Source organism: Spirabiliibacterium pneumoniae (assembly GCF_014884995.1).
Classification (GTDB): Bacteria; Pseudomonadota; Gammaproteobacteria; order Enterobacterales; family Pasteurellaceae; genus Spirabiliibacterium; species Spirabiliibacterium pneumoniae.
Map to the genome: position 1 here is coordinate 25,409 of NZ_JABMII010000009.1, position 24,272 is coordinate 49,680.

Sequence of the window (24,272 nt, forward strand, 5' to 3'; positions counted from 1 at the left end):
ATGATCGATCCATCTGCCAAAATTCACCCACAAGCTATTGTCAGTGATGGCGCAAAAATTGGTGCAGAGGTTGAAATTGGTCCATTTTGCGTGATTGGTCCCGAGGTTGAAATTGGTGCACGCACCAAATTGAATTCTCATGTGGTGGTTGATGGTAACACCACGATTGGTTGTGATAATCAAATTTTTCAATTTGCCAGCATTGGTGAAATTAACCAAGATTTGAAATATAAAGGCGAGCCAACAAAAACCATTATTGGGGATCGCAACCGCATTCGTGAAAGTGTTACCATTCATCGTGGTACCGTGCAAGGCGGCGGTGTAACGCGGGTGGGGGATGATAATCTTTTGATGATCAACGCCCATATAGCACACGATTGCCAGATTAAAAATCATTGTATCCTCGCCAATAATGCGACCCTTGCAGGGCATGTAGAACTGGATGATTTCGTGATTGTAGGTGGCATGTCGGCTATTCATCAATTTGTGATCGTTGGTGCGCATGTGATGCTCGGTGGTGGTTCCATGGTGAGTCAAGATGTCCCACCTTATGTTATGGCGCAAGGTAATCATGCTCGCCCATTTGGTGTCAATTTTGAGGGCCTCAAACGGCGTGGGTTTGATAAACAAGCTATGCGCGCCGTGCGCAGTGTGTATAAATTGATCTATCGCAGTGGCAAGAGCTTAGAAGAAGTCATCCCAGAAATTGAACAACTCGCTGAAAGTGAAACAGCGGTAAGTTTTTTCCTCTCCTTTTTCAAACGCTCCACTCGCGGCATCATCCGCTAATGATCTTAACCGCACTTTTCTCAAAGTGCGGTTTTCAACCCCAAACCAGACCATATCATATCAATTATTTTACCGATTTGAAGCACCCTTATTCTCCTCTGATTTATGGTAAATCTGATGATTAAATCATCTATTTTTGTTTACCCTGTGAACAGCATTGTCAGATTTTATTGCACAAAAACGTATAAAAACCTTGCAACAAAAGGGCTATGATAATAAACTTAAGCCAAAGGTGGGAAAAAGTGGGATTTAGTGGAAGTTTTTCTCGAGTTGACGTAAATTGAAAAGAGCAAATTATGTTTCGTGGCGCGACATCCATCAGCTTAGATAGCAAAGGGCGGTTTTCTATCCCGACATGCTATCGCGCTGAAATCATGGCGCAAAATGAAGGGCAAATGGTTTGCACTGTGGATATTCGCCAGCCCTGTTTACTGCTTTATCCGTTAAATGAATGGGAAGTCATTGAGCAAAAGCTGCTGAGCTTGTCGAATTTTGATATTAATCAACGCAGGCTACAACGTGTGATGTTGGGTTTTGCTACCGAGTGTGGGTTAGATAAAAATGGTCGCATTTTGTTAAGCCCGACCCTACGTGAGCAGATTCAGCTTGAGAAAAATATCAAACTGGTTGGTCAACTCAACAAATTTGAGCTTTGGAGCGAAGCGCGTTGGAATGCGCAAATTACCGAAGATATCGAATATGCCAGCAGCGAGGCATTTTTTGCCACTGAAGAATTAAAGACGCTGTCACTGTAATTAAACAAGAGAAAGACGCATCTTTCCAACAGTGTCAGTTGCACTAGCAGGGCAAGCGGCGTATATGGATACGCCGCGAACCCATTTAATCTAATACATTTTTACATGAGTTCACTAATATGAGTTCGTCGCCAAATGCCAACACAGGTCATATCACGGTACTGCTAAATGAAGCCGTAGCGGGTCTGGCTGTGAAAGAAAACGGCATTTATATTGATGGCACATTTGGCCGTGGCGGACACAGTCGTAAAATTCTTTCACAATTGGGTGAGCATGGACGTTTGCTCGCCATCGATCGCGATCCGCGTGCGATTGCAGAAGCCCAGCGCATTCATGACCCACGCTTTTCCATTATCCACAGCCCATTTTCTACTCTGACGCAAATTTGCGCACAGCATAATTTAACAGGTCAAATTGATGGTATTTTGCTTGATCTTGGTGTTTCCTCGCCACAGCTTGACGATGCAGAGCGTGGGTTTAGTTTTATGCAAGACGGTCCGCTGGATATGCGCATGGACCCAACCCAAGGCCTAAGCGCACAAGCGTGGCTTGAGCAAGTTTCAGTTGACGATCTCACTTGGGTGTTGAAGACATTTGGTGAAGAACGTTTTGCGAAACGAATTGCTAGTGCAATCGTTAGTTTTAATCAGTTGGCGAAACAAAATGGTGAACCTACACTTAACCGCACTTCACAACTTAGCGCATTAATTGCACAAACTGTGCCTTTTAAAGATAAACACAAGCACCCAGCTACCCGCACATTTCAGGCGATCCGCATTTTTATTAACAGCGAACTGGATGAATTGGAAACCGCACTTCAAGGCGCATTAAGCGTGTTACGATCAGGTGGGCGACTGTCTATTATCAGCTTCCATTCATTAGAAGATCGCATGGTGAAGCATTTTTTCAAAAAACAAAGCAAAGGACTTGAAATTCCTAAAGGCTTGCCTGTGCGTGATGATGAATTTGACCGTGGGCAAACATTAAAATTGGTGGGCAAAGCGATCAAGCCTAGTGCGCAAGAAATTGAGATAAATCCACGCTCACGCAGTGCGGTGTTGCGAGTGGGAGAAAAGCTATGAACGTGAGCGATCGTCACCCATTGCGTAAAATCATCATAGATGATTTGCTTGCCGCTAATAAAATTGCGTTGGTGTTGCTGCTTGTGGTGATCTTAAGTGCGGTCGCAACGATTTATATGATTCATCAAACGCGTCAACTTAACGCACATAACGGCGAATTGATATTAGAAAAACGTGCGTTAGAAAACGATTATGTCAATCTCAAGCTCGAAGAACATGCACTCGATGACAATGTGCGTATCACAGGGGTGGCACGCCGAATGCACATGGGTGAAATTGCCAACGAGCAGCAAGTAATTATTATTGAGCCAGGTCATTAGGGTAGCACGATGAAATTTTTTTCGAAAAAACATCAGCGAAAGGGCGCACAATTGAATAGAAAAGTGCCTTCAGCTATCAAACAACATTCGCCACCAGAAAGTGCGTTTATCCGATGGCGTTACTATATCGTGATTAGTGTGATTTTCCTTGCGATGTCGTTATTACTGGCACGCGCGGTGGATTTGCAAATTAATAATTCGGATAAAATGAATTATGAGGCGGATAAACGTTCATTACGCACACAAGCGTTGCGTTCAGCGCGTGGAATGATTTTAGATCGTAATGGTAAATGGTTGTCAGTGAGTGTGGAGATGTATTCTCTAGTAGCTGACCCTAAAGTCATTTTTGAAAAAGGCTCATTGCAAGATGAAGCCCGCTGGAAAGCATTAGCGGATGCGCTGAAAATACCCTATAAAAAAATTAAAGCCAAAATTAGCAAAAATCCAAAAAGCCGTTATATCTATCTTGCCCGCCAAATTACACCTGAGGTGGCAAAATATGCTCGCGAGTTGAAAATTCAGGGCGTGCAACTCACTCCTGAATTTCGTCGTTTTTATCCAAAAGTAGAAGAAACAGCGCACTTAATCGGCTTTACCAATATTGATGGCGAGGGTATTGAGGGGATTGAAAAAAGTTTCAACAAATTGCTGCTCGGGCAAGATGGTTCGCGGACTTACCGTAAAGATGGGCAGGGTAACATGGTTGAAGCGGTGGATGATACCCAAAAATACGATGCTCACAATGTTACGTTGAGCATTGATGATCAGTTGCAATCAATGGCGTATCGCTACATCAAAGAAGCTGTGATTGAAAATAAAGCGGAATCGGGCACCATTGTGTTGGTGGATATTCGCACGGGCGAAGTGCTTGCTATGGCGAATGCACCGTCATACAATCCGAATAACCGCAACACTACCGTAAAAGCGGATTTGCGTCGTAACCGTGCCATTACTGACACCTTTGAACCAGGTTCAACGGTGAAACCTTTTGTGGTGCTGACCGCACTTCAACGGGGCATTGTGAATAAAAATTCGGTGCTGAACACACGCCCATTTACCGTCAATGGGCACACTATTCACGACGTGGCTAATTATGACAAACTCTCCATTGCTGGCATTTTACAAAAATCCAGTAACGTGGGGGTGAGCCATCTTGCTTTGGCGATGCCGCCGACAGCATTGGTGGAAACGTATGAAAAAGCGGGCTTTGGTAAAGCAACGGATCTTGGCTTGATTGGCGAACAACAGGGCATTTTACCACACCGTAAACGCTGGGCAGATATTGAACGAGCGACCATTTCTTATGGTTACGGGCTGATGGTCACCCCAATTCAGCTTGCGCGCGCCTATGTCACGCTGGGTAGCTTTGGCATTTATCGCCCACTTTCGATTACCAAAGTGGATCCACCTGTGATTGGTACCCGTGTGTTTCCTGAAAAAACCACCCGCGATGTTATCCATATGATGGAAACGGTGGCATTGCCAGGTGGCGGTGGGGTGGCAGCGGCGGTTAAGGGCTACCGCGTTGCGATCAAAACAGGGACAGCAAAAAAAATTGAAGACGGCAAGTATGTTAATAAATACATTGCTTATACCGCAGGTGTCGCGCCAGCGAGCAACCCACGCTTTGCCCTCGTGGTGCTTATTAATGAACCGAAAGGCAGCAAATATTACGGCGGTGCGATTTCTGCGCCAGTGTTCTCCAAAGTGATGGAGTTCACTTTGCGCTCACAAAATGTGAAACCCGATGCGATCAGCGAAAATGATACCGCCACTCGCATTATCCGCCTTGATCAACAACAATCCGCGGTGGCGACACCATCTCAGCCAATCAATTAGGGGGCGGTATGCAGCGTTTAGCCAATTGGCTTGCACTTGATAATTTGCCGAACACGCACTTGCGGGCAATGCAGCTTGATAGCCGTGCAGTTAAGCAGGGGGATGTTTTTGTGGCGCTTGAGGGGCATAATATAGACGGGCGTCAATTTATCCCGAATGCGATTGCTAATGGTGCGGCTTTGGTGCTCGCTCAGAGCAATGAAGTGAGCGAAGATGCCATCATTGAATACCAAAACAACGTGCCAGTGGTGCACGTTTTTGCGCTTGATAGCAAACTCAGCCAAATTGCAGGCGATTTTTATGGTAACCCAAGCCGTGATTTATGCCTCATTGGCGTCACAGGAACCAATGGCAAAACTACCGTCGCGCAGTTGTTAGCGCAATGGTCGCAGCTGCTGGGCAAAACGGCTGCTGTGATGGGTACGATTGGCAATGGGCTTTATGGTCAGGTAAAAAGTGCGGTCAACACCACGGGTTCTGCCGTGGAAGTGCAGGCCAATTTGCAGGCTTTTAAAGCGCAAGGGGCGCAAGTGGCTGTGATGGAAGTGTCGTCACATGGCCTGGTGCAACACCGCGTTGAAGCCTTAGCGTTCGATGCTGCGATCTTTACCAACTTAAGCCGCGATCACCTCGATTATCATCACACGATGGCGGCCTATGCGGAGGCAAAATTCCGCTTATTTTCTGAACTTGATGTGAAACATCGCATTATTAATATTGATGATGCTGTTGGCAAACAGTGGTGTGATCAATTACCAAGTGCGGTTGCGGTGAGCTGTCAACCACGCACATTGCGCGACCGCACTTTTGTTTGCGCGCGCGAGATCGCATTCCACCCGCAAGGGGCGCGCATTGTGATTGATTCCAGTTGGGGGGCTGGTGTCTTGGAAAGCCGCCTGATTGGCGCTTTTAATGTCAGCAATTTATTGTTGGCGAGCGCCACATTGTTGCAGTTGGGGTATCCGCTGACCGCACTTTGCGAGAGTGTCTCTCAACTCAACGGTGTTTGCGGGCGGATGGAAATGTTTAGCGCACCCCATCGCCCCACCGCGATTGTGGATTATGCACATACACCTGATGCGCTGGAAAAGGCATTGCAAGCCGCTCGCATTCATTGTCACGGCAAGTTGTGGTGCGTGTTTGGCTGTGGCGGCGACCGTGATAAAGGCAAACGCCCGCTGATGGCGCGTGTGGCGGAGCAATTTGCCGATCGCATTGTGATCACCGACGACAATCCGCGCACGGAAGACGCTAAGCAGATTCTCGCCGACATTCAACAAGGGTTGCACAATCCAGCAAACGCGGTCAGCATCAGTGGGCGTGAGCAAGCATTGGCATACGCCATTGGCCATGCTCAAGCCGATGATGTGGTGTTGGTGGCGGGCAAAGGGCATGAAGATTACCAGATTATTGGGCATGAAAAACACCATTTTTCCGACCGAGAAAAGGTCGAGATACTTTTAAAAGACTAGACAATTATGATAACACTGACAACGGCACAGCTTGCGCAGATTCTCAACGCCGAATTAATCGGGGCGGATGATGTTGCCTGTACGGCGATTAGTACCGACACACGCAAGCCCTGCCCGAATGCGCTGTTTTTTGCACTGAAGGGTGAAAACTTTGACGCGCACAATTATTTAAACATTGCCGCCGAGCAAGGCGCAAGCGCGTTGGTGGTGCAAACACCTGACCGCACTTTACGTCTGCCGCAGTTGGTGGTGAGTGACACGCGTTTGGCACTTGGGCAGCTGGGCAAATGGCTGAAAACTAAGCTCGCGCCGAAAACGGTGGCGATGACAGGCTCTTCAGGTAAAACCACTGTAAAAGAAATGACCGCTGCGATTTTGTCGCACAAAGGTAAGGTGTTGTTCACACAGGGTAATTTTAATAATGATATTGGTGTACCGCTGACGCTGCTTAACTTGACGGAAGAACATGAGTTTGCCGTGATTGAACTGGGCGCCAATCATAAAGGTGAAATTGCCTACACCACTGCATTGGTGCAGCCTGATGTCGCTTTGGTGAATAATGTGGCGCCCGCTCATTTGGAAGGTTTTGGCTCCTTAGAAGGCGTGGCACAAGCCAAAGGCGAAATTTATCGTGGCTTGCCTGCGCAGGGCGTGGCGATTATTAATGCCGATTGTCACTACAAAGACAGCTTTTGGCGTGCGGACATTGGCGCACGCAAGTGCCTTTCCTTTGGGTTTGCCACAGGTGCAGATTTCACCGCGCGCAATGTGCAACTGCACGCTAATGGTGCAGATTTTGAGCTTGTTACCCCACAGGGCAATATTACTGTTCAGTCGCCTTATCTCGGGCAGCACAATGTTAGCAATGCTCTCGCTGCCAGTGCATTGGCGATGCAAGCTGGCGCAAGCCTAGCACAGGTGAAAGCAGGCATTGAACAGCGCAACAGTGTGAAAGGGCGTTTATTCCCTGTGCCGCTCAATGATCATGTGCTGGTCATTGATGACAGCTACAATGCCAATGTCGATTCCCTCAAAGCCGCCATTGCTGTGCTTGAAGTCACGCAAGGCAAACGTATTCTGGTGGTGGGCGATATGGCCGAGTTGGGGGAAAACACCCAAGCGTGCCACCGCAGTGTTGCCGAAGCCGCACATGCCGCCAAGCTTGATGGGGTATATACTTTTGGGCAAGAAAGTGCGGTCATCAGCGCGTTGTGCCATGGGCGGCATTTTCATGACAAAACCGCACTTTGCCAAGCCTTACTAGAGGACATTCAAAGGTGCGGTACGGCAAAAGAAAAAATGGTTATTTTAGTCAAAGGGTCGCGTTCACAACGGATGGAAGAGGTGATCGCGCAATTAAAGGATAAAGTATGTTAGTTTGGTTGGCTGAATATCTTGTTCAATACCACACAATTTTCAATGTGGTGTCTTATCTTACTTTCCGTTCTATTGTGGCGTTACTGACAGCGCTGATGATCTGCTTGTGGATTGGGCCAAAAGTGATCCGCCGTTTGCAAATGTTGCAAATTGGGCAGGTGGTGCGCCATGATGGTCCAGAGAGCCACTTTAGCAAACGCGGCACGCCGACAATGGGCGGGATTATGATTTTGTTCTCCATCGGTGTGAGCACTCTTTTGTGGGCGGACTTAAGTAACAGCTACGTTTGGTGTGTGTTGTTTGTGCTGTTTGGCTACGGCGTGATTGGCTTTTTTGATGATTACCGCAAAGTGGTGCGTAAAAACACCGACGGGCTGATTGCCCGCTGGAAATATTTTTGGCTCTCGGTGGTGGCGTTGATTGCCGTATTTTGGATGTATGCCATAGGCAAAGACACCGCCGCCACGCAGCTTGTGGTGCCCTTTTTTAAAGAGGTGATGCCGCAACTCGGCTTGTTTTATGTGGTGTTGGCGTATTTTGTGATTGTCGGTACTAGCAATGCTGTGAATTTAACCGATGGGCTTGATGGCTTGGCAATTATGCCAACCGTATTAGTGGCAGGTGCGTTTGCCTTGATTGCATGGGCAACGGGCAACGTGAATTTTGCTGAATATTTGCATATTCCTTACATTAAACTCAGCGCAGAACTCGCCATTGTCTGCACCGCGATTGTAGGCGCAGGCTTAGGCTTTTTGTGGTTTAATACCTATCCTGCGCAAGTGTTTATGGGTGATGTTGGCTCGTTGGCACTCGGCGGTGCGCTGGGTGTGATTGCCGTATTGGTGCGACAAGAATTTTTATTGGTGATCATGGGCGGTGTGTTTGTGATGGAAACGCTTTCTGTGATTTTGCAGGTGGGGTCATATAAAATTCGTAAACAGCGCATCTTTCGCATGGCGCCTATTCACCACCATTTTGAACTGAAAGGCTGGCCTGAACCACGGGTAATTATCCGCTTTTGGATTATCTCATTGGTGCTGGTGTTGATTGGCTTAATTACGCTGAAATTGCGTTAAGGGCAGGCGATGAATTATCAAGGCAAAACCGTTTGTGTTGTTGGGCTTGGGCAAAGTGGGCTGTCAAGCATTGCTTATCTGATAAAGTGCGGTGCAACCGTGCGCGCGATCGACACCCGCACGCAAGAAAAATGTAAAGGTGAGTTGCCACAAGGGGTTGAAACGCACTTCGGCAGTTTAAATGCCCAGTGGCTTTCGGCGTGTGATTTAATCGTTGTCAGCCCAGGTGTTGCGCTTGCCAATCCTGAAATTCAAAATGCCATTGCCGCAGGCGTGGAAGTGGTGGGGGATATTGAACTATTTTGCCGCGCCACCACCAAGCCGATCATTGCGATTACAGGTTCTAACGGCAAAAGTACCGTCACGACATTGGTGTATGAAATGGCGAAAGCCGCAGGCATCAAAGTCGGCTTGGGGGGCAATATTGGTATTCCTGCGCTCTCACTGCTTGATAACGACGCTGAACTGTTTGTGCTTGAGCTTTCCAGTTTTCAGCTAGAAACCACATCATCGCTGCGCGCGGTGGCGGCGACCATTCTTAATGTTAGCCCCGATCACCTTGATCGCTATAACGGCAGCTTAACGCTGTATCAACAGGCCAAAATGCGCATTTATGACGGTGCACAATATAAGATTTTCAACGCACAAGATGCCTTAACCACCCCGCAAAGTGCGGTCAACGCTATCAGCTTTGGGGTATGTGATGCCGATTACAGCTTGCAAACCAGTGATAACCGCACTTGGCTATGCGCGCATGGCGTGCGGGTGTTAGCCTGTGATGAGCTGGGCATTGTGGGGCGGCATAACGAGTTAAATGCACTGGCTGCATTGGCGCTGACGGATGCCGCAGGCATTGCCCGCGAAGGCGCGATTAGTGCATTGAAAACCTTCAAAGGGTTAGATCATCGCTTTCAACTGGTGCATCAACACAACGGCGTGCGCTGGGTTAATGATTCTAAAGCCACGAATATTGGCAGCACCCAAGCTGCCCTGCACGGTTTGCAGCTTGACGGCACGTTGCATTTGTTGCTCGGCGGGCTGGGCAAAGGGCAAGATTTCAACGAACTTAAAAGTGCGGTTGCGCCTGACTTTATTCAACTTTACTGCTTTGGTCAAGATGGCGATTTGATGACCTCACTTTCCCCGCGAACCCAACGTTTTGACACGATGGCGCAGGCGATTGAGGCTATTCGTCGCGTGCTTAAACCAGGTGATATGGTGCTGCTCTCGCCTGCTTGTGCCAGCTTTGACCAATTTAATGGATTTGAGCACCGTGGCGAGGTGTTTAAAGCGCTGGCTCAGAAGGAGCGTGCGTGATGTCGCTAAGTGCTCGTCTGCGAACTGGTGTGGGTAAATGGTTTAATTTAACCCCCGATTACCTGCTTTATGACCGCACTTTGCTGTGGCAATTTATCTCCCTAATGGCCATTGGCTTTGTCATTATCACATCGGCGTCCATCTCTGAAGGCAGTCGGCTTTATGACGATCCATTCTATTTCGCGGTGCGCGAGATGCTTTACATCGCGTTGGCGTGTTTTGTGGCGTTTGCTTTTGTATTTATCCGCGTGGAGCAGTGGGAAAAATGGAGCCCGCTTATTCTCGGCATCACTTTTCTGCTATTAATCATCGTGCTTATCCCTGGCATTGGGAAATCCGTTAACGGCGCGCGACGCTGGATTGGTTTGGGATTTTTAAATTTTCAGCCAGCAGAATTTGCCAAATTCGCCATGATTTGTTACCTCTCTAACTATTTTGTGCGCCGTTATGAACAAGTGCGCGAAAAACAATTAAGTGCGGTCAAACCCGCCATTGTGCTGGTGGTGCTGGGCTTCTTTTTGCTATTACAGCCAGACTTCGGGAGCTTTATTGTGCTTGCCATCATTGTTTTTATCATGCTGTTTTTGGTGGGCGCAAAATTAATGCAATTCTTAGCGCTGGCGGCGGTGGGCATGGTTGGCGTGTATTTTTTGATTTTAAATTCAGCCTACCGTTTAAAACGCTTAACCTCATTTGCCTCACCCTTTGACGACCCTTTCGGCGCAGGTTTTCAGCTGACGAACTCATTGATTGCTTACGGGCGAGGTGAATTTTTCGGTACGGGGCTTGGCAATTCGATTCAAAAATTGGAATACTTACCCGAGGCACACACCGATTTTATTATGGCGATTCTCGGCGAAGAGTTTGGGCTGCTTGGCATTATTGCAGTGCTAGTGCTGTTCGCGTTAATGTTGATGCGAGTGCTGAAAATTGGTAAAGAGTCTTTGCTGCTCGGGCAGCGCTTTGGTGGCTATTTTGCCTTCGGTGCGGTGGCGTGGTTTTTCTTTCAAGGGTGCTATAATCTTGGCATGACCATGGCGGTGTTGCCAGTAAAAGGCTTCACCTTCCCCTTTATCAGTTATGGGGGATCGAGTTTGATGATCAGCGCGCTGGTGATTGCGGTGATTTTGCGCATCGATCATGAAAATCGCCTAGCACGCGCGCATGCCCACCTGCGGGAAGATTAAGGAGAATAAATGGAAAAAAAACGCTTATTAGTGATGGCGGGTGGCACTGGCGGGCATGTGTTCCCTGCCATTGCGGTCGCACGCAAATTACAAGCGCTGGGTTGGGATATCTGCTGGTTAGGCACGCGTGATCGCATGGAGGCAGAGCTGGTGCCCAAACACGGCATCGACATCAAATTTATCAAAATTTCAGGTTTGCGTGGCAAAAAGCTGACCGCACTTTTGGGCTCACCGTTTGCTATCACGCGTGCCGTATGGCAGGCGGTGAAAATTATCCGTGCATACAAGCCGCACGCCGTGCTCGGCATGGGTGGATATGTGTCAGGTCCTGGTGGCATTGCCGCTAAATTGTGTGGCGTACCGATTGTATTACATGAGCAAAATGCCGTGGCGGGGCTGACCAATTCATGGCTTGCAAAAATCGCCACGCGCGTGCTTCAGGCTTTCCCAAATGCGTTTAAAGATGCTGAAGTGGTGGGCAACCCTGTACGAGACGAATTTTTCCAACAGGGTGAACCTAAAGTGCGGTTTGCAAGCCGTACAGGTGGGCTGAAAGTGCTGGTTGTTGGTGGCAGTCAAGGCGCGCGCGTGTTAAACTTTTTGATGCCTGAGGTGGCCAAAAAAATGCCTGAATTGCGCATTCGCCACCAAGTTGGCAAGGGCAACGTGGAGGCCGTGCAGGCTTTTTATCCCGACGGTGTTGATGTTGAGGTCAGCGAATTTATTGACGATATGGCAACAGCTTATGCCGAAGCGGACGTGATTATTTGTCGCAGCGGCGCGCTGACAGTGTGTGAAATTGCCGCAGTGGGCGCAAGTGCGGTCTTTGTGCCGTTTCAACACAAAGATCGCCAACAGTATCTCAATGCCAAATTTTTAGCCGACAGCGACGCGGCGGAAATTATCGAACAAGCACAGCTAAACCCTGATCGCATGGTGGGCTTGCTGCAACAGCTCGATCGTGCGCGCTTGTGTGAAATGGCGCAAAATGCCAAAACACAGGCGAGAGCAGATTCTGCGCAGCGCGTGGCTGAGGTGATTGTGAGCGTGGCGAAAGATAAGTAGGAAACAATGAATAATAACGAATTACACAAAAAAATCCGTGAGTTTGTGCCAAGCATGCGTCGCGTGCAGCAAATTCATTTTGTTGGCATTGGCGGTGCGGGCATGGGTGGCATTGCGGAAGTGCTTCTCAATGAGGGCTACAAAATCACAGGCTCGGATATTAATCAAAGTGCGGTTACCGACCGCTTGCAAAAATTAGGGGCGACGATTTATTTCCAACACGCACCTGAAAACGTGACTGATGCCAGCGTGGTGGTAGTCTCTAGTGCGATTAAAAATACCAATCCAGAGGTGCAAGCAGCACGTCAAGCGCGCATTCCTGTGATTCAACGGGCGCAAATGTTAGCGGAAATTATGCGTTTTCGTCACGGCATTGCGATTGCAGGCACTCATGGTAAAACCACCACCACTGCGATGATTGCGATGATCTACGCTCAAGCAGGGCTTGACCCCACCTTTGTCAATGGCGGCTTAGTGAAATCGGCAGGTACCAACGCACATTTGGGGGCGAGCCGCTATTTAATTGCGGAAGCCGATGAAAGCGATGCCTCATTTCTACATTTGCAGCCGATGGTGTCTGTGGTCACGAATATTGAACCCGATCATATGGAAACCTACCAAGGCGACTTTGCTCGCATGAAGCAAACTTACATTGATTTTTTGCATAACTTGCCATTTTATGGCCTTGCGGTGGTGTGCGCAGACGACGCAACGATTGAAGAATTGATCCCACAAATTGGGCGGCAGGTGATCACCTACGGCTTTAGTGACAAAGCCGATTATCGCATTGAAAACTACCGTCAAACGGCGTTTCAAGGGCTTTATGATGTGGTTTTCCCAAGCGGTGAAAAGCTCAGCGTGGTACTGAATGTACCTGGCAAACATAATGCCCTTAATGCAACAGCTGCGTTGGCGGTGGCGAAAGAAGAGGGGATTGATAATGCTTCTATTCTGACCGCACTTTCTGATTTTCAAGGCGCGGGGCGGCGTTTTGATCAGCTTGGAACGTTCAAACGCGCGTGTGGCAGCGTGATGTTGGTTGATGACTATGGCCACCATCCAACGGAAGTGAATGTCACCATTCAAGCGGCGCGTGCTGGCTGGCAAAATAAGCGCGTGGTGATGCTGTTTCAGCCACACCGCTACTCGCGCACGCGTGATTTGTTTGATGATTTTGTGCAGGTGTTGTCAAAAGTTGATGTTTTGCTGATGCTGGATGTTTATCCCGCAGGTGAAGAGCCGATCGCAGGCGCGGATAGTCGTGCGTTGTGTCGCTCTATTCGTAATCTCGGCATGGTAGATCCGATTTTGGTGTCAGATGTCAGCAAATTGCCTGAAATTATGGAACAAGTTTTGCAAGATGGTGATTTGGTATTGGCACAAGGCGCGGGCAATGTGAGTAAGCTATCGCGCCAATTAGTGGAATTGTGGAAATACGAACAATAAAAAGAGTCGTGCGATGAAAACATTAGAACAACAAAAAATTGCCGTGCTATACGGTGGCACATCTGAAGAGCGTGACGTTTCGCTTGCCTCAGGGCGCGCGATCATTGAGGCCTTACGTGCGTCAGGCTTTGAAGCCCACGGCATTGACCCACAAGATTATCCGTTAGCGAATTTAAAGCAAGACGGCTTTGACCGCGTGTTCAATATTTTGCACGGTCGTGGGGGTGAAGACGGTACTGTACAAGGGCTTTTGGAATGTATCGGAGTGCCTTACACGGGCTGTGGTGTGCTGGCGTCCTCGCTAACGATGGACAAGTTGCGCACCAAATTATTGTGGAAAGGTTTAGGTTTGCCGATTGCTGAAATGGAAGTGGTGACACGCGACAATGTCGATGCACTGGATACGGATGCCGTCGTCGCCCGTTTAGGCTTGCCGTTGATGGTGAAGCCATCGCTGGAAGGCTCTAGCGTGGGGCTGACGAAAGTCAATAGTGCACAACAACTGAAAAGTGCGGTTGACTACGCACTCGAATTTGACCGAACCGCACTAATTGAAGAGTGGTTGGCCGGGGCAGAGTATTCTGTGCCCGTGCTGGGCGGTGAAGTGTTGCCTGCGGTGAAAATTGTGCCACAAGGCGAATTTTATGACTATGAGGCGAAATACCTCTCTGATGCGACCCAATATTTTTGCCCTGCAGGCTTGAGCGAAGCACGCGAACACGAATTGCGCGCGTTAGTAAAAAAAGCCTTTGAGAGTGTGGGCTGTCGGGGCTGGAGCCGAATTGATGTGATGGAAGATGCGAGCGGCGCATTTCGGTTGGTTGAAGTTAATACTAACCCAGGCATGACTAGCCATAGTCTGTTCCCAATGTCAGCCAAAGTGCATGGCTTAAGCTTTGCTCAATTGGTGGTGAAAATTTTACAATTGAGCGAATAATATGGCTGTTAAACCGCGTCCAAAACCGAAAAAAGCCAAAGTGTATGCAGGCGAAAGTGGATTTAAGTTTTTTCCGCTTAAATCGCTATTTATGATACTATGTATGGTGCTTGCGTATTTCGCTTATGCCCACTGGGACGAGTTTTTGGAGAAATTAGACAACCAGCCGATCAGTGCCTTTGGGCTTATTGGTCATCCGAAATACACTACTTTTGAAGATATTCGCAGCAGTTTGACGCAGTTTGGCGAACTTAAAGGCTATTTTTCCCAAGATGTCAGCAAAATCAAACAACAAATTGAGCTGATGCCGTGGGTGCGTGGTGCACTGGTGCGTAAAATTTGGCCGAATAAGCTCAGCATTGCCGTGGCAGAATATATTCCAGTGGCGTATTGGAATGATAACCAACTGCTGGCTGCCGACGGGTCTATTTTCAGCCTGCCGCTGGAAAAACGGCAAGATTTGATGTTGCCAGTTTTGCGCGGTAATGATTTTCAAAGCCGTGAAGTGCTCAGTGCTTGGCATCAAATTAGCCAAGCGTTAAAGGCAAAAAATATGGCGCTGCAATCGCTGATGATTGATGACCGTGGTGCTTGGCAGGTCACGCTTGACAGTGGCGTGACGCTAAAACTGGGGCGCGGTGAGTGGAAGCAAAAGATTGAGCGCTTAGCGACAATTTTTCCGCAGATTGAAGTGCCTGAAAATCAGGCAATTGATTATATTGATTTACGCTATGCAAGTGGTGCGGCGGTAGGGTTTCGTCCGATCAGCGCATCTGAACAGCTAACAGAATAACCATGGGCAAGAAGTGACAATTATGGCAAAAATCGTTGATTCAAAAATTAAAGTGGGTTTGGAAGTCGGCACGTCCAAAGTCGTTGCCGTAGTAGGGGAAGTGTTGCCCGATGGTGTTGTCAACGTGCTAGGGGTGGGCAGTAGCCCATCAAAAGGCATTGACCGCGGCAGCATTACCGATCTTGATGCGGTAGTCAATTCTATTCAGCGCGCCATTGAAGGGGCGGAGTCTATCGCGGATTGTCAGATTGTCAGTGTGTCGTTGGCTATTACCGGGGATCACATCTGTAGCCTTAATGAAAGTGGTTGGGTGCCGATTGGTAATGGGGAAGTGACCCAAGACGAAATTGATGATGCGATGACAATTGCGCAATCAGTCAAAATCGGTGAAGGATTAAGCATTTTACACGTTATTCCACAAGAATTTTCGGTCGATAATCAACCGAATATTAAAAACCCACTAGGGCTGCAAGGTGTGCGTTTGCAAGCACAAGCGCATTTGATTGCAGCTAACCAAAATTTGCTCAACAACTTGAAAAAAGCGGTAGAGCGTGCCAACCTTAAAGTTGATGAAGTCGTATTTTCAGGTTTGGCGTCAAGCTATTCCGTACTGACCGAAGACGAAAAAGAGCTCGGGGTGTGCTTGATTGACATCGGCGGTGGCACCATTGACATCATCGGCTACACTAACGGTGCGTTGCGCTTTAGCAAGGTGATTCCTTACGCAGGCAACCGTGTGACCGATGACATTGCGTATGTTTTCAGCACCTCACGTATTGAGGCAGAAAAAATCAAAGTAGCTTTTGGTAGCGCGATTAATTTAGGTAAAGATGAAGAGCTCCGTGCTGAGAGTGAAAAGAAAATTGAAGTGCCAAGCATTGGCAATCGTCCGCCTCGTGTGCTCAAACGTGGCATGCTATCTGAGGTGATTTCAGATCGCTATAGTGAGCTTTTAGGCTTAGTCAACAATGAGTTAGCTAAACTTAAACAAGAGCTTGATGCTAAGCATATTAAATCCGATATGATCGCAGGTGTGGTGCTCACTGGTGGCGGTGCGCAAATTCACGATATTTTGAGCTGTGCTGAAAATGTGTTTGGCCCACAAGTGCGGGTGGGAACTCCGCTGAATTTGACGGGTCTAACTGATTACGTCAACAAGCCACAATATGCAACAGTGCTGGGATTATTACACCACAATTACGACACGCCAGACGATTTAACCCGACATGATAAAGGGGCAAATGGGTTTAATTTCCTCGGCAGTGTCAAAAAAATGGCCAATTGGGTGAAAAATCAGTTTTGATAATTGGCGCATTTAGCTTAGAATAGAAACAATTAGCAAAAAATTAGAAAGCAAACATAATAGGGAGAATCTATGTTTGAGCCTACAGTGTATGAAGATATTACCGATGCTGTAATTAAAGTGGTCGGCGTTGGTGGTGGTGGTGGTAATGCTGTCAACCACATGGTGCAAGAAGATATGCACGGCGTGGAGTTTTATTCAATCAACACCGATGCTCAAGCATTGCGTAAAAGCCTCGTGCAACAAACGATCCAAATTGGTGGTGCAACCACAAAAGGTTTGGGGGCTGGCGCGAATCCGAATGTGGGTCGCCAAGCGGCAGAAGACGACAAAGAAGCTATTCGTAATTGCCTTGATGGGGCAGATATGGTTTTCATCGCCGCAGGCATGGGTGGCGGCACAGGGACAGGGGCTGCTCCCGTTGTGGCGCAAATTGCCAAAGAGCTTGGTATTTTGACTGTCGCGGTGGTAACAAAGCCGTTTGGTTTTGAAGGCAAGCGTCGTATGAGCTTTGCAGAACAAGGTATCAAAGCCCTTTCTCAGCATGTTGACTCGTTGATCGTGATTCCAAATGATAAATTATTGAAGGTGCTAGGCAAAAACATCTCCCTAATTAATGCCTTTGCTACCGCCAATGAAATTTTACGTAACGCTGTGCGTGGTATTTCAGAGCTAATCACCTCTCCAGGCTTGATTAACGTTGACTTTGCTGACGTGCGCACTGTGATGCAAGAAATGGGTAACGCTATGATGGGCACAGGTATCGGGCAAGGTGAAGCTGGCAGCGGTCGTGCTGATCAAGCGGCGCAAGAAGCTGTGGCAAGCCCATTATTGGAAGATATTGATCTCTCTGGTGCGCGCGGTGTATTAGTCAATGTAACCTCAGGGCCTGATTTGAGCTTGGATGAATTCTACACCATTGGTGACACAGTGAAAGCCTTTGCTGATTCTGAAGCGACCATTGTTGTCGGTTCAAGTTTGGTGCCAGAAATGGAAAACGAAATCCGTGTTACCATCGTTGCAACAGGCATTGGTGGTATGCGTGAAACAGAAGAAGTGGTGTTGGTTAAGCCAAATACAGGCTTTGATAACGGTAGTCTCAGCTCACCAACTAATAGCGCTTATACTGGCAGCAATTATAATAATAAAAGTGCGGTTGGCGCCGAAGCCCCTGCACCAAAAGAAGAAAAAGATCTTTTTGATGTGCCGTCTTTCTTAAGAAAACAAGCAGATTAATTACCGCACTTTTAGTGCTAAGTGAAACGGTTATGTTAAAACAACGAACACTGAAACAAAGTATTAAAGTCACAGGCATTGGGCTGCACAGTGGAAAAAAAGTGACCCTGACATTGCGTCCTGCGCAAGAAAATACAGGCGTGATTTATTGCCGTACTGATCTCAACCCGCCTGTGAGTTTTGTGGCGAATGCGGATGCTATTCGCGATACGATGCTTTGCACTTGCTTGGTCAATGATGACGGCGTGCGGGTGTCAACCGTTGAACACATTAATGCTGCGCTTGCTGCACTAGGCATTGACAATATTATTGTGGAAGTTGATGCACCTGAAATCCCAATTATGGACGGTAGCGCAGCGCCATTTATCTATCTTTTGTTAGATGCGGGTATCGAAGAGCAAAACGCAGCGAAAAAATTCTTGCGCGTGAAAAAAACGGTGCGAGTAGAAGACGGCGACAAATGGGCAGAATTGAAACCTTATAGTGGATTTCGTTTGAATTTTACTATCGATTTTAAACACCCCGCGATTGCCGAAAACGTTACGCACTATGAGTTGGAATTTTCAAGCCAAGCGTTTATCCAGCAAATCAGCCGCGCGCGCACCTTTGGATTTATGAAAGATATCGAATACTTACAAGCGCAAGGTCTTGCACTAGGCGGCAGCCTAGACAATGCGATTGTACTAGACGATTATCGTATCTTAAACGAAGACGGCTTGCGTTTTGAAGATGAATTGGTGCGCCATAAGTTGCTTGATGCCGTAGGTGACCTTTACATGGCAAGCCATAATATCATTGGCGAATATAGCGCATTTAAATCTGGCCACGGGCTGAATAACAAATTGTTGCGCGCATTGCTTGCTGACAGCGAGGCCTGGGAGTACATCACCTTTGATGAAAAAACTCGTATTCCACAAGGCTATGTTGCCCCAGCACAAATTATGATTTAATCACTCAAGCCATATTTTCGAATATGGCTTTTTTATTGGCAAAAAGAGTACAGCAAATGGACATCAGCTTAGACAAAATTTATTCTGGTAAAGTGCGAGATCTTTACGCAATCGATGATAAACGTATGCTTATGGTGGCCAGTGACCGCCTCAGCGCATTTGATGTGATTTTAGATGATCCTATTCCGAAAAAAGGTGAAATTTTAACCCAAATTTCCAATTTTTGGTTTAATAAGCTCGCCCACATCATGCCGAACCACTTTACTGGAGAAACGGTGTTTGATGTCTTGCCTCACGACCAAGCTGAACAGCTGCAACACCGTGCAGTGGTGTGCAAACGCTTGACACCGATTAAAATTGAGTCTATTGTGCGCGGCTATTTAACTGGCAGTGGCTTGAAAGATTATCGTAAGACGGGCGAAATTTGCGGCATCAAATTGCCAGCAGGTTTAGTTGAGGCAAGCAAATTACCTGAACCTATCTTTACCCCGTCAAGCAAAGCGGCGGTGGGCGATCATGATGAAAACATCACCTATGAGCAATGCGAGCAATTTATAGGCAAAGAATTGGCCGCCGAGGTGCGAGAAAAGGCGATTGCGCTTTATACTGCGGCGGCGGAGTACGCATTAAGTAAAGGCATCATTATTTGTGATACTAAATTTGAATTTGGCCTTGATGAAAACGGTACGTTAACGCTGATGGACGAAGTGCTTACCCCGGATTCAAGCCGTTTTTGGGCTGTGGAAAATTACCAAGAAGGCACTAATCCGCCATCGTTCGACAAACAGTTTGTGCGTGATTGGCTTGAACAAAGTGGCTGGAACAAACGCCCACCTGCGCCAAAAGTGCCTGCTGAGGTAATTGAAAAAACGGTCGCGAAATACCGCGAAGCACTCAATATTCTCACCGCTTAATTGTCACAACCGCACTTTGCAGTCAAAGTGCGGTTGCTTTATGGCGTGCCTTTGCCTACAATCGGGGTAACTGCAATCACCAACAAGCGCCATGAAAAACGTCAAAACCTACCTGCAACGCTATATTGATTGGATAATCCGTATTGGGAAAATCCGCTTCTCACTGCTGGGGCTAATTTTTTTGGCAGGCTATGCGCTGCTTATCCAAGCAATCACAACACTCATTTTCACTGGCAACCTCTACTGGCAAGATATTATCCGCTCTGTGGTGTTTGGGCTATGTTCTGCGCCCTTTGCGATCTACTTTTTTTCCGCCATCATTGAGCGTTTAGAGCTGTCACGCCAGCACAGCGAAAAAACACTGATGCAGCTGCAAACGTTGCGCGCGCATGACAATCAACTCAACCGTGAATTGAATGAAAAAAACCGCCAACTCAGTGCTGAGGTGAAGGAGCGTGAGCGGGTACAGCTGGAATTAGAACGTAACGCACAATTGTTACGTTCGTTTTTTGATGCTTCGCCTGATTTGGTGTTTTATCGAGGAGAGGATCACCGCTATCGTGGCGCAAACAAGGCGGTGGAGCGGCTCACGGGCAAAACAGAAGCCGAGCTTAAGCATCTCACGCCAATGGATATTTTCAGTGATGAAAATGCCGCTCAGGCGCAAGCCAGCGATATTTTGGTGCGTCAAACGCGGCGCAAGCTCAGCTATGAGCAGCATTTGATCTACCCTAATGGCGAGCAGGCATGTTTTGAGATTGTGAAAGTGCCTTACTTCGATAAAGCCAGCGAACAGTGTCTTGTGATCGGGTTTGGGCGAGATATTACCGAACGATACAATTACCAAGCGATGGTGGAGAAAAATAGCCGCGATAAAACCCAGATGATGACTACCATCAGCCACGAGTTGAAAACACCACTTAACGGTATCATTGGTCTTAGTCGTATTTTGCTCGATGGCCATTTGACTGAGCAGCAACGGGATTACTTGCAAACCATCAAAGTCAGCGCCGTGTCGCTGGGGCATATTTTCAATGATTTAGTGGATTTAGAAAAAATTGAAACCCAACGGATAGAACTGTTTGAAAAACGTTGTGATTTCAATCAATTATTAAACGACATCAACAACATTGCCTCCGTGATGGCGGCACAAAAACAGTTGCAATTTAAACTTGAATTAGCGCCTAATTTACCAAACTGGATTTTAGTGGATGCGATTCGCCTTAATCAAATTTTGTGGAATGTGATCAATAATGCCGTTAAGTTCACGCAAAAAGGCTGGGTTAAACTTGCTGTTTCGCCATCGGGGGAAAATCGCCTCGTTTTTGCGATTAGCGACAGCGGCATTGGCATTGCACCTGATGAGCAAGATAAAATTTTTGGAATGTATTACCAAGTGCGTGGCGATGGCAATATGCGCGCATTGGGCAGTGGCATTGGGTTGAATGTGGCCAAAACTCTCGCACAATTAATGCACGGCGATTTGACAGTGCAGAGCACACTAGGGCAGGGCACCACTTTCACGCTAGATATTCTCGCCCCCAGCTTAGCGCCAGAGGCGGAAGCAGAGCTGTCGCCGAATATTGAAGCACTGCACATCTTGCTGGTGGAAGATATTGAAGTCAACATTATTGTGGCCAAATCCATTCTTGAGAAAATGGGGTATCGGGTAGACGTGGCAATAAACGGCGCACAAGCGCTCGCTAAATTTGAACAAAACAGCTATGACTTGCTGTTGCTCGACATTCAGCTGCCCGATATGAGTGGTTTTGACATTGCCCAAATGCTACGCGAGCGTTATGAAAATGATGAAATTGACTATCTTCCGCCATTGGTAGCACTGACGGCCAATGTGATGCGTGATAAAACCTATTATCTTGAGCATGGCATGGATGACGCACTCGCTAAGCCGCTTTCGCTTGATGCACTCAATGCCACGCTGCACGCGCTATTTGATGGCATTGAGCCAAACACAGCCAGCACAAAGCTGACACAAGCCACGGGGGAATTTGATCAACCGTTATTGCATCAGCTGCTGGAACTCTTAGGCAAGGCACAAGTGGTAGAAAGTTTAGCCTTGTTTGAGCACAGCATGCCAGGCTACATTGATGAGCTTAACACGGCGTATCAACGTTATGTGGTCGATGAGCAAAAGCAAAGTGCGGTCAGTGTCGGCGAGTGCGCGCATAAAATTAAAGGCGCAGCTGCCTCAATTGGGCTGGCTTCTTTGCGTGATGTCGCGGAGCTTGCCCAACATTGTGAACGTGAACAGTGGGGCGCTCACATTGCGCAATGGGTGGCTCAAATGCAAGACTGGCGTGCAGAGTTCGATCGCTTGCGCACGTGGATTGATCAACAAGCATAAGGAAAACGATGACAACACAACAGCCGTGTATTGCCATTGTGGCAGGTGAAGTTTCAGGTGATATTTTAGGAGCAGGGCTGATAACAGCGCTGAAGCAGCATTATCCTAATGCGCGTTTTATCGGCATTGCAGGGGCGCGGATGCAGCAAGCGGGCATGTCGAGCTTATTTGATATGGAAGAGCTGGCGGTGATGGGGCTAGTTGAAGTAGTCAAACATCTGCCGCGCTTGCTCAAACGACGCAAAGAACTGATCGCTTACCTGCTGGCGCAAAAGCCCGATGTCTTCATCGGCATTGATGCGCCTGATTTCAACCTTACCGTTGAGCGAGTGTTAAAAGAGCAGGGCATCAAAACCCTTCACTATGTTAGCCCATCCGTATGGGCGTGGCGGCAAAATCGTATCCATACCATCGCCAAAGCGACGCATTTAGTGCTGGCATTTTTACCTTTTGAAAAAGCTTTTTACGACCGTTTTAACGTGCCGTGCCGTTTTGTTGGGCACACCTTGGCAGACGCCATTCCACTTGATGTTGACCGCACTTTAGTGGCGCAAAAACTGCATTTAGATCCCAATCAGCGCTATATTGCCATGCTCCCTGGCAGCCGTGGCGCGGAAGTGGCTGCACTGACGCCAACTTTTTTGCAGGCCGCGCAATGGCTTAAACAGCATTTCCGTGACATACAATTTCTTGTGCCACTGGTGAATGCCCAGCGTCGAGCGCAATTTGATGAACTGAAAGCCAGCATTGCGCCAGATCTTCCGCTCATTATCCTTGACGGCCATGCCCGCGAGGCGATGCAGCTGGCCAGTGCGACAATGTTAGCCTCAGGTACAGCGGCATTGGAGTGTATGCTGTGCAATTCGCCGATGGTTGTGTGCTACAAAATGAAACCGCTGACTTATTTTCTCGCCAAGCGGCTGGTGAAAACGCCTTATATTTCACTGCCGAATTTACTTGCCAATGCACCATTGGTGCCAGAGCTTATTCAGCATGAGTGCACAAGTGAGCGCATTTGCGAGGAAATTAGCCATATACTCGGCAACCCTGAACAAACCGAACAGCTCAAAGTGCGGTTTAAACAGCTGCATCAGCAAATTCGCTGCAATGCTGACGCGCAAGCGGCACAAGCGGTGGTGGAGGTACTTAATGGCCAGCTTTGAATACCCACAAGGCGTCGGTTTAATCGCAGGAGTCGATGAAGTCGGGCGCGGCCCGCTCATTGGTGCAGTGGTGACGGCGGCAGTGATTTTAGATCCAAAACGCCCTATTGTAGGTTTGGCGGACTCTAAAAAACTCAGTGAAAAAAAACGCCAGATGCTGGCAGAGGTGATCAAAGCCAATGCATTGGCGTATGCATACGGCCGCGCCGAAGCTAGTGAGATCGATGAGCTGAATATTCTGCAGGCCAGTTTGCTGGCGATGCAGCGTGCGGTGGTCAATTTGCCTGTGCAACCGCACTTTGTGTTGGTGGACGGCAACCGCCTGCCGCCAAATCTGCTGCAACCAGCGCAGGCGGTGGTCAAGGGTGATAGCCTTGTGGCAGAGATTTCAGCTGCGTCAATTCTAGCCAAAGTGGCACGTGACGCGGAGATGATGGCTTTGCATGAAAAGTATCCGGAATATGGTTTTGATAAGCACAAAGGGTATCCTACAGCGTTACATTTAGAAAAACTTCGTGAATTTGGCCCATTGAGCGAGCACAGGCGATCTTTTGCTCCTGTACGTCGAGTGTTGGCACAAATAGATTAGGCAACTGCCTTTTTCTTACCGCACTTTTATTTTCATCATACCGTATCATGACTGCAATTACGGCTTAGTCACTTGTTTGCTTTTGGCAAGTGAAAACAGCTAATTTATCGTAAATTTTCTAAATTATCCACCAAACTTGCATTAATCTAAAAAATTACCATAATTTACAAAACAAAACAAAACAAAACAAAACAAAACAAAACAAAATTTTTACATTTAAAAAATAAAAATTATTTAAAAATAAATAAGTTATGAAAAAACATGAAAAATAGGCGATAATCTAGAGTTAGAATCTGT

The 24,272-nt window shown here is 47.6% G+C and carries 21 protein-coding genes; all 21 read left to right on the forward strand.

Annotated elements, in window-relative coordinates; translation table 11 throughout:
- The 21 genes from lpxA (at position 1) to rnhB (ending at position 23,975) form a co-directional block, all read left to right on the forward strand.
- Positions 1 to 789: an acyl-ACP--UDP-N-acetylglucosamine O-acyltransferase gene (gene lpxA, locus HPC38_RS07410; RefSeq protein ID WP_208120656.1), complete on the forward strand. Its 789-nt coding sequence runs from the start codon at positions 1 to 3 to the stop codon at positions 787 to 789.
- Positions 790 to 1,085: 296 nt separating this feature from the next.
- Positions 1,086 to 1,544, forward strand: coding sequence for a division/cell wall cluster transcriptional repressor MraZ (mraZ, locus tag HPC38_RS07415; RefSeq protein ID WP_208120657.1), 459 nt, complete (start codon positions 1,086 to 1,088; stop codon positions 1,542 to 1,544).
- A 119-nt stretch (positions 1,545 to 1,663) separates the two neighbouring features.
- The gene (gene rsmH / locus HPC38_RS07420) at positions 1,664 to 2,626 is read left to right on the forward strand and encodes a 16S rRNA (cytosine(1402)-N(4))-methyltransferase RsmH (RefSeq protein WP_208120658.1); all 963 of its coding nucleotides are present in this window, start codon (positions 1,664 to 1,666) and stop codon (positions 2,624 to 2,626) included.
- Positions 2,623 to 2,946: a cell division protein FtsL gene (gene ftsL / locus HPC38_RS07425; protein ID WP_208120659.1), complete on the forward strand. Its 324-nt coding sequence runs from the start codon at positions 2,623 to 2,625 to the stop codon at positions 2,944 to 2,946. The genes rsmH and ftsL overlap by 4 nt, the downstream gene beginning before the upstream one ends.
- Before the next feature lie 9 nt (positions 2,947 to 2,955).
- Positions 2,956 to 4,785 carry a peptidoglycan glycosyltransferase FtsI gene (gene ftsI / locus HPC38_RS07430; protein ID WP_208120660.1) on the forward strand — a complete coding sequence of 610 codons (1,830 nt, stop codon included), beginning with the start codon at positions 2,956 to 2,958 and terminating at the stop codon, positions 4,783 to 4,785.
- A gap of 8 nt (positions 4,786 to 4,793) precedes the next feature.
- Positions 4,794 to 6,257: a UDP-N-acetylmuramoyl-L-alanyl-D-glutamate--2,6-diaminopimelate ligase gene (gene murE / locus HPC38_RS07435; protein ID WP_208120661.1), complete on the forward strand. Its 1,464-nt coding sequence runs from the start codon at positions 4,794 to 4,796 to the stop codon at positions 6,255 to 6,257.
- 6 nt (positions 6,258 to 6,263) lie between these two features.
- Positions 6,264 to 7,634, forward strand: coding sequence for a UDP-N-acetylmuramoyl-tripeptide--D-alanyl-D-alanine ligase (gene murF, locus HPC38_RS07440; protein WP_208120662.1), 1,371 nt, complete (start codon positions 6,264 to 6,266; stop codon positions 7,632 to 7,634).
- Entirely contained in the window at positions 7,628 to 8,710 is a 1,083-nt protein-coding gene (gene mraY, locus HPC38_RS07445; RefSeq protein WP_208120663.1) for a phospho-N-acetylmuramoyl-pentapeptide-transferase, read from the forward strand. Before murF ends, mraY begins: the two co-directional genes overlap by 7 nt.
- 9 nt (positions 8,711 to 8,719) lie before the next feature.
- Positions 8,720 to 10,027 (forward strand): UDP-N-acetylmuramoyl-L-alanine--D-glutamate ligase, encoded by a 1,308-nt coding sequence (murD, locus tag HPC38_RS07450; protein ID WP_208120664.1) that lies wholly within the window; start codon positions 8,720 to 8,722, stop codon positions 10,025 to 10,027.
- Positions 10,027 to 11,214, forward strand: a complete 1,188-nt coding sequence (gene ftsW, locus HPC38_RS07455; RefSeq protein ID WP_208120678.1) for a putative lipid II flippase FtsW — start codon at positions 10,027 to 10,029, stop codon at positions 11,212 to 11,214. Before murD ends, ftsW begins: the two co-directional genes overlap by 1 nt.
- Before the next feature lie 9 nt (positions 11,215 to 11,223).
- Entirely contained in the window at positions 11,224 to 12,279 is a 1,056-nt protein-coding gene (murG, locus tag HPC38_RS07460; protein WP_208120665.1) for an undecaprenyldiphospho-muramoylpentapeptide beta-N-acetylglucosaminyltransferase, read from the forward strand.
- Positions 12,280 to 12,285: 6 nt separating this feature from the next.
- Positions 12,286 to 13,725 carry a UDP-N-acetylmuramate--L-alanine ligase gene (gene murC / locus HPC38_RS07465; protein WP_208120666.1) on the forward strand — a complete coding sequence of 480 codons (1,440 nt, stop codon included), beginning with the start codon at positions 12,286 to 12,288 and terminating at the stop codon, positions 13,723 to 13,725.
- Positions 13,726 to 13,738: 13 nt separating this feature from the next.
- A complete protein-coding gene (locus HPC38_RS07470) occupies positions 13,739 to 14,662 on the forward strand; it encodes a D-alanine--D-alanine ligase (protein WP_208120667.1) in 924 nt (307 codons plus the stop codon).
- Between the two features lies 1 nt (position 14,663).
- Positions 14,664 to 15,455, forward strand: coding sequence for a cell division protein FtsQ/DivIB (locus HPC38_RS07475; RefSeq protein WP_208120668.1), 792 nt, complete (start codon positions 14,664 to 14,666; stop codon positions 15,453 to 15,455).
- Between the two features lie 22 nt (positions 15,456 to 15,477).
- Positions 15,478 to 16,758: a cell division protein FtsA gene (ftsA, locus tag HPC38_RS07480; RefSeq protein WP_208120669.1), complete on the forward strand. Its 1,281-nt coding sequence runs from the start codon at positions 15,478 to 15,480 to the stop codon at positions 16,756 to 16,758.
- Between the two features lie 72 nt (positions 16,759 to 16,830).
- Positions 16,831 to 17,994, forward strand: coding sequence for a cell division protein FtsZ (ftsZ, locus tag HPC38_RS07485; RefSeq protein ID WP_208120670.1), 1,164 nt, complete (start codon positions 16,831 to 16,833; stop codon positions 17,992 to 17,994).
- Between the two features lie 32 nt (positions 17,995 to 18,026).
- Positions 18,027 to 18,944, forward strand: coding sequence for a UDP-3-O-acyl-N-acetylglucosamine deacetylase (gene lpxC, locus HPC38_RS07490; RefSeq protein WP_208120671.1), 918 nt, complete (start codon positions 18,027 to 18,029; stop codon positions 18,942 to 18,944).
- 56 nt (positions 18,945 to 19,000) lie between these two features.
- Positions 19,001 to 19,858, forward strand: coding sequence for a phosphoribosylaminoimidazolesuccinocarboxamide synthase (locus HPC38_RS07495; RefSeq protein WP_208120672.1), 858 nt, complete (start codon positions 19,001 to 19,003; stop codon positions 19,856 to 19,858).
- Positions 19,859 to 19,949: 91 nt separating this feature from the next.
- A complete protein-coding gene (arcB, locus tag HPC38_RS07500; protein WP_208120673.1) occupies positions 19,950 to 22,223 on the forward strand; it encodes an aerobic respiration two-component sensor histidine kinase ArcB in 2,274 nt (757 codons plus the stop codon).
- Positions 22,224 to 22,231: 8 nt separating this feature from the next.
- Positions 22,232 to 23,386, forward strand: a complete 1,155-nt coding sequence (gene lpxB / locus HPC38_RS07505; RefSeq protein ID WP_208120674.1) for a lipid-A-disaccharide synthase — start codon at positions 22,232 to 22,234, stop codon at positions 23,384 to 23,386.
- Positions 23,373 to 23,975: a ribonuclease HII gene (gene rnhB, locus HPC38_RS07510; RefSeq protein WP_208120675.1), complete on the forward strand. Its 603-nt coding sequence runs from the start codon at positions 23,373 to 23,375 to the stop codon at positions 23,973 to 23,975. Before lpxB ends, rnhB begins: the two co-directional genes overlap by 14 nt.
- Positions 23,976 to 24,272: the final 297 nt, after the last annotated feature.

Bases quoted from the DNA above. Each gene is read 5' to 3' on its own strand.
- lpxA (WP_208120656.1), top strand. From the start codon at position 1: ATGATCGATCCATCTGCCAAAATTCACCCACAAGCTATTGTCAGTGAT.
- mraZ (WP_208120657.1), top strand. From the start codon at position 1,086: ATGTTTCGTGGCGCGACATCCATCAGCTTAGATAGCAAAGGGCGGTTT.
- rsmH (WP_208120658.1), top strand. From the start codon at position 1,664: ATGAGTTCGTCGCCAAATGCCAACACAGGTCATATCACGGTACTGCTA.
- ftsL (WP_208120659.1), top strand. From the start codon at position 2,623: ATGAACGTGAGCGATCGTCACCCATTGCGTAAAATCATCATAGATGAT.
- ftsI (WP_208120660.1), top strand. From the start codon at position 2,956: ATGAAATTTTTTTCGAAAAAACATCAGCGAAAGGGCGCACAATTGAAT.
- murE (WP_208120661.1), top strand. From the start codon at position 4,794: ATGCAGCGTTTAGCCAATTGGCTTGCACTTGATAATTTGCCGAACACG.
- murF (WP_208120662.1), top strand. From the start codon at position 6,264: ATGATAACACTGACAACGGCACAGCTTGCGCAGATTCTCAACGCCGAA.
- mraY (WP_208120663.1), top strand. From the start codon at position 7,628: ATGTTAGTTTGGTTGGCTGAATATCTTGTTCAATACCACACAATTTTC.
- murD (WP_208120664.1), top strand. From the start codon at position 8,720: ATGAATTATCAAGGCAAAACCGTTTGTGTTGTTGGGCTTGGGCAAAGT.
- ftsW (WP_208120678.1), top strand. From the start codon at position 10,027: ATGTCGCTAAGTGCTCGTCTGCGAACTGGTGTGGGTAAATGGTTTAAT.
- murG (WP_208120665.1), top strand. From the start codon at position 11,224: ATGGAAAAAAAACGCTTATTAGTGATGGCGGGTGGCACTGGCGGGCAT.
- murC (WP_208120666.1), top strand. From the start codon at position 12,286: ATGAATAATAACGAATTACACAAAAAAATCCGTGAGTTTGTGCCAAGC.
- HPC38_RS07470 (WP_208120667.1), top strand. From the start codon at position 13,739: ATGAAAACATTAGAACAACAAAAAATTGCCGTGCTATACGGTGGCACA.
- HPC38_RS07475 (WP_208120668.1), top strand. From the start codon at position 14,664: ATGGCTGTTAAACCGCGTCCAAAACCGAAAAAAGCCAAAGTGTATGCA.
- ftsA (WP_208120669.1), top strand. From the start codon at position 15,478: ATGGCAAAAATCGTTGATTCAAAAATTAAAGTGGGTTTGGAAGTCGGC.
- ftsZ (WP_208120670.1), top strand. From the start codon at position 16,831: ATGTTTGAGCCTACAGTGTATGAAGATATTACCGATGCTGTAATTAAA.
- lpxC (WP_208120671.1), top strand. From the start codon at position 18,027: ATGTTAAAACAACGAACACTGAAACAAAGTATTAAAGTCACAGGCATT.
- HPC38_RS07495 (WP_208120672.1), top strand. From the start codon at position 19,001: ATGGACATCAGCTTAGACAAAATTTATTCTGGTAAAGTGCGAGATCTT.
- arcB (WP_208120673.1), top strand. From the start codon at position 19,950: ATGAAAAACGTCAAAACCTACCTGCAACGCTATATTGATTGGATAATC.
- lpxB (WP_208120674.1), top strand. From the start codon at position 22,232: ATGACAACACAACAGCCGTGTATTGCCATTGTGGCAGGTGAAGTTTCA.
- rnhB (WP_208120675.1), top strand. From the start codon at position 23,373: ATGGCCAGCTTTGAATACCCACAAGGCGTCGGTTTAATCGCAGGAGTC.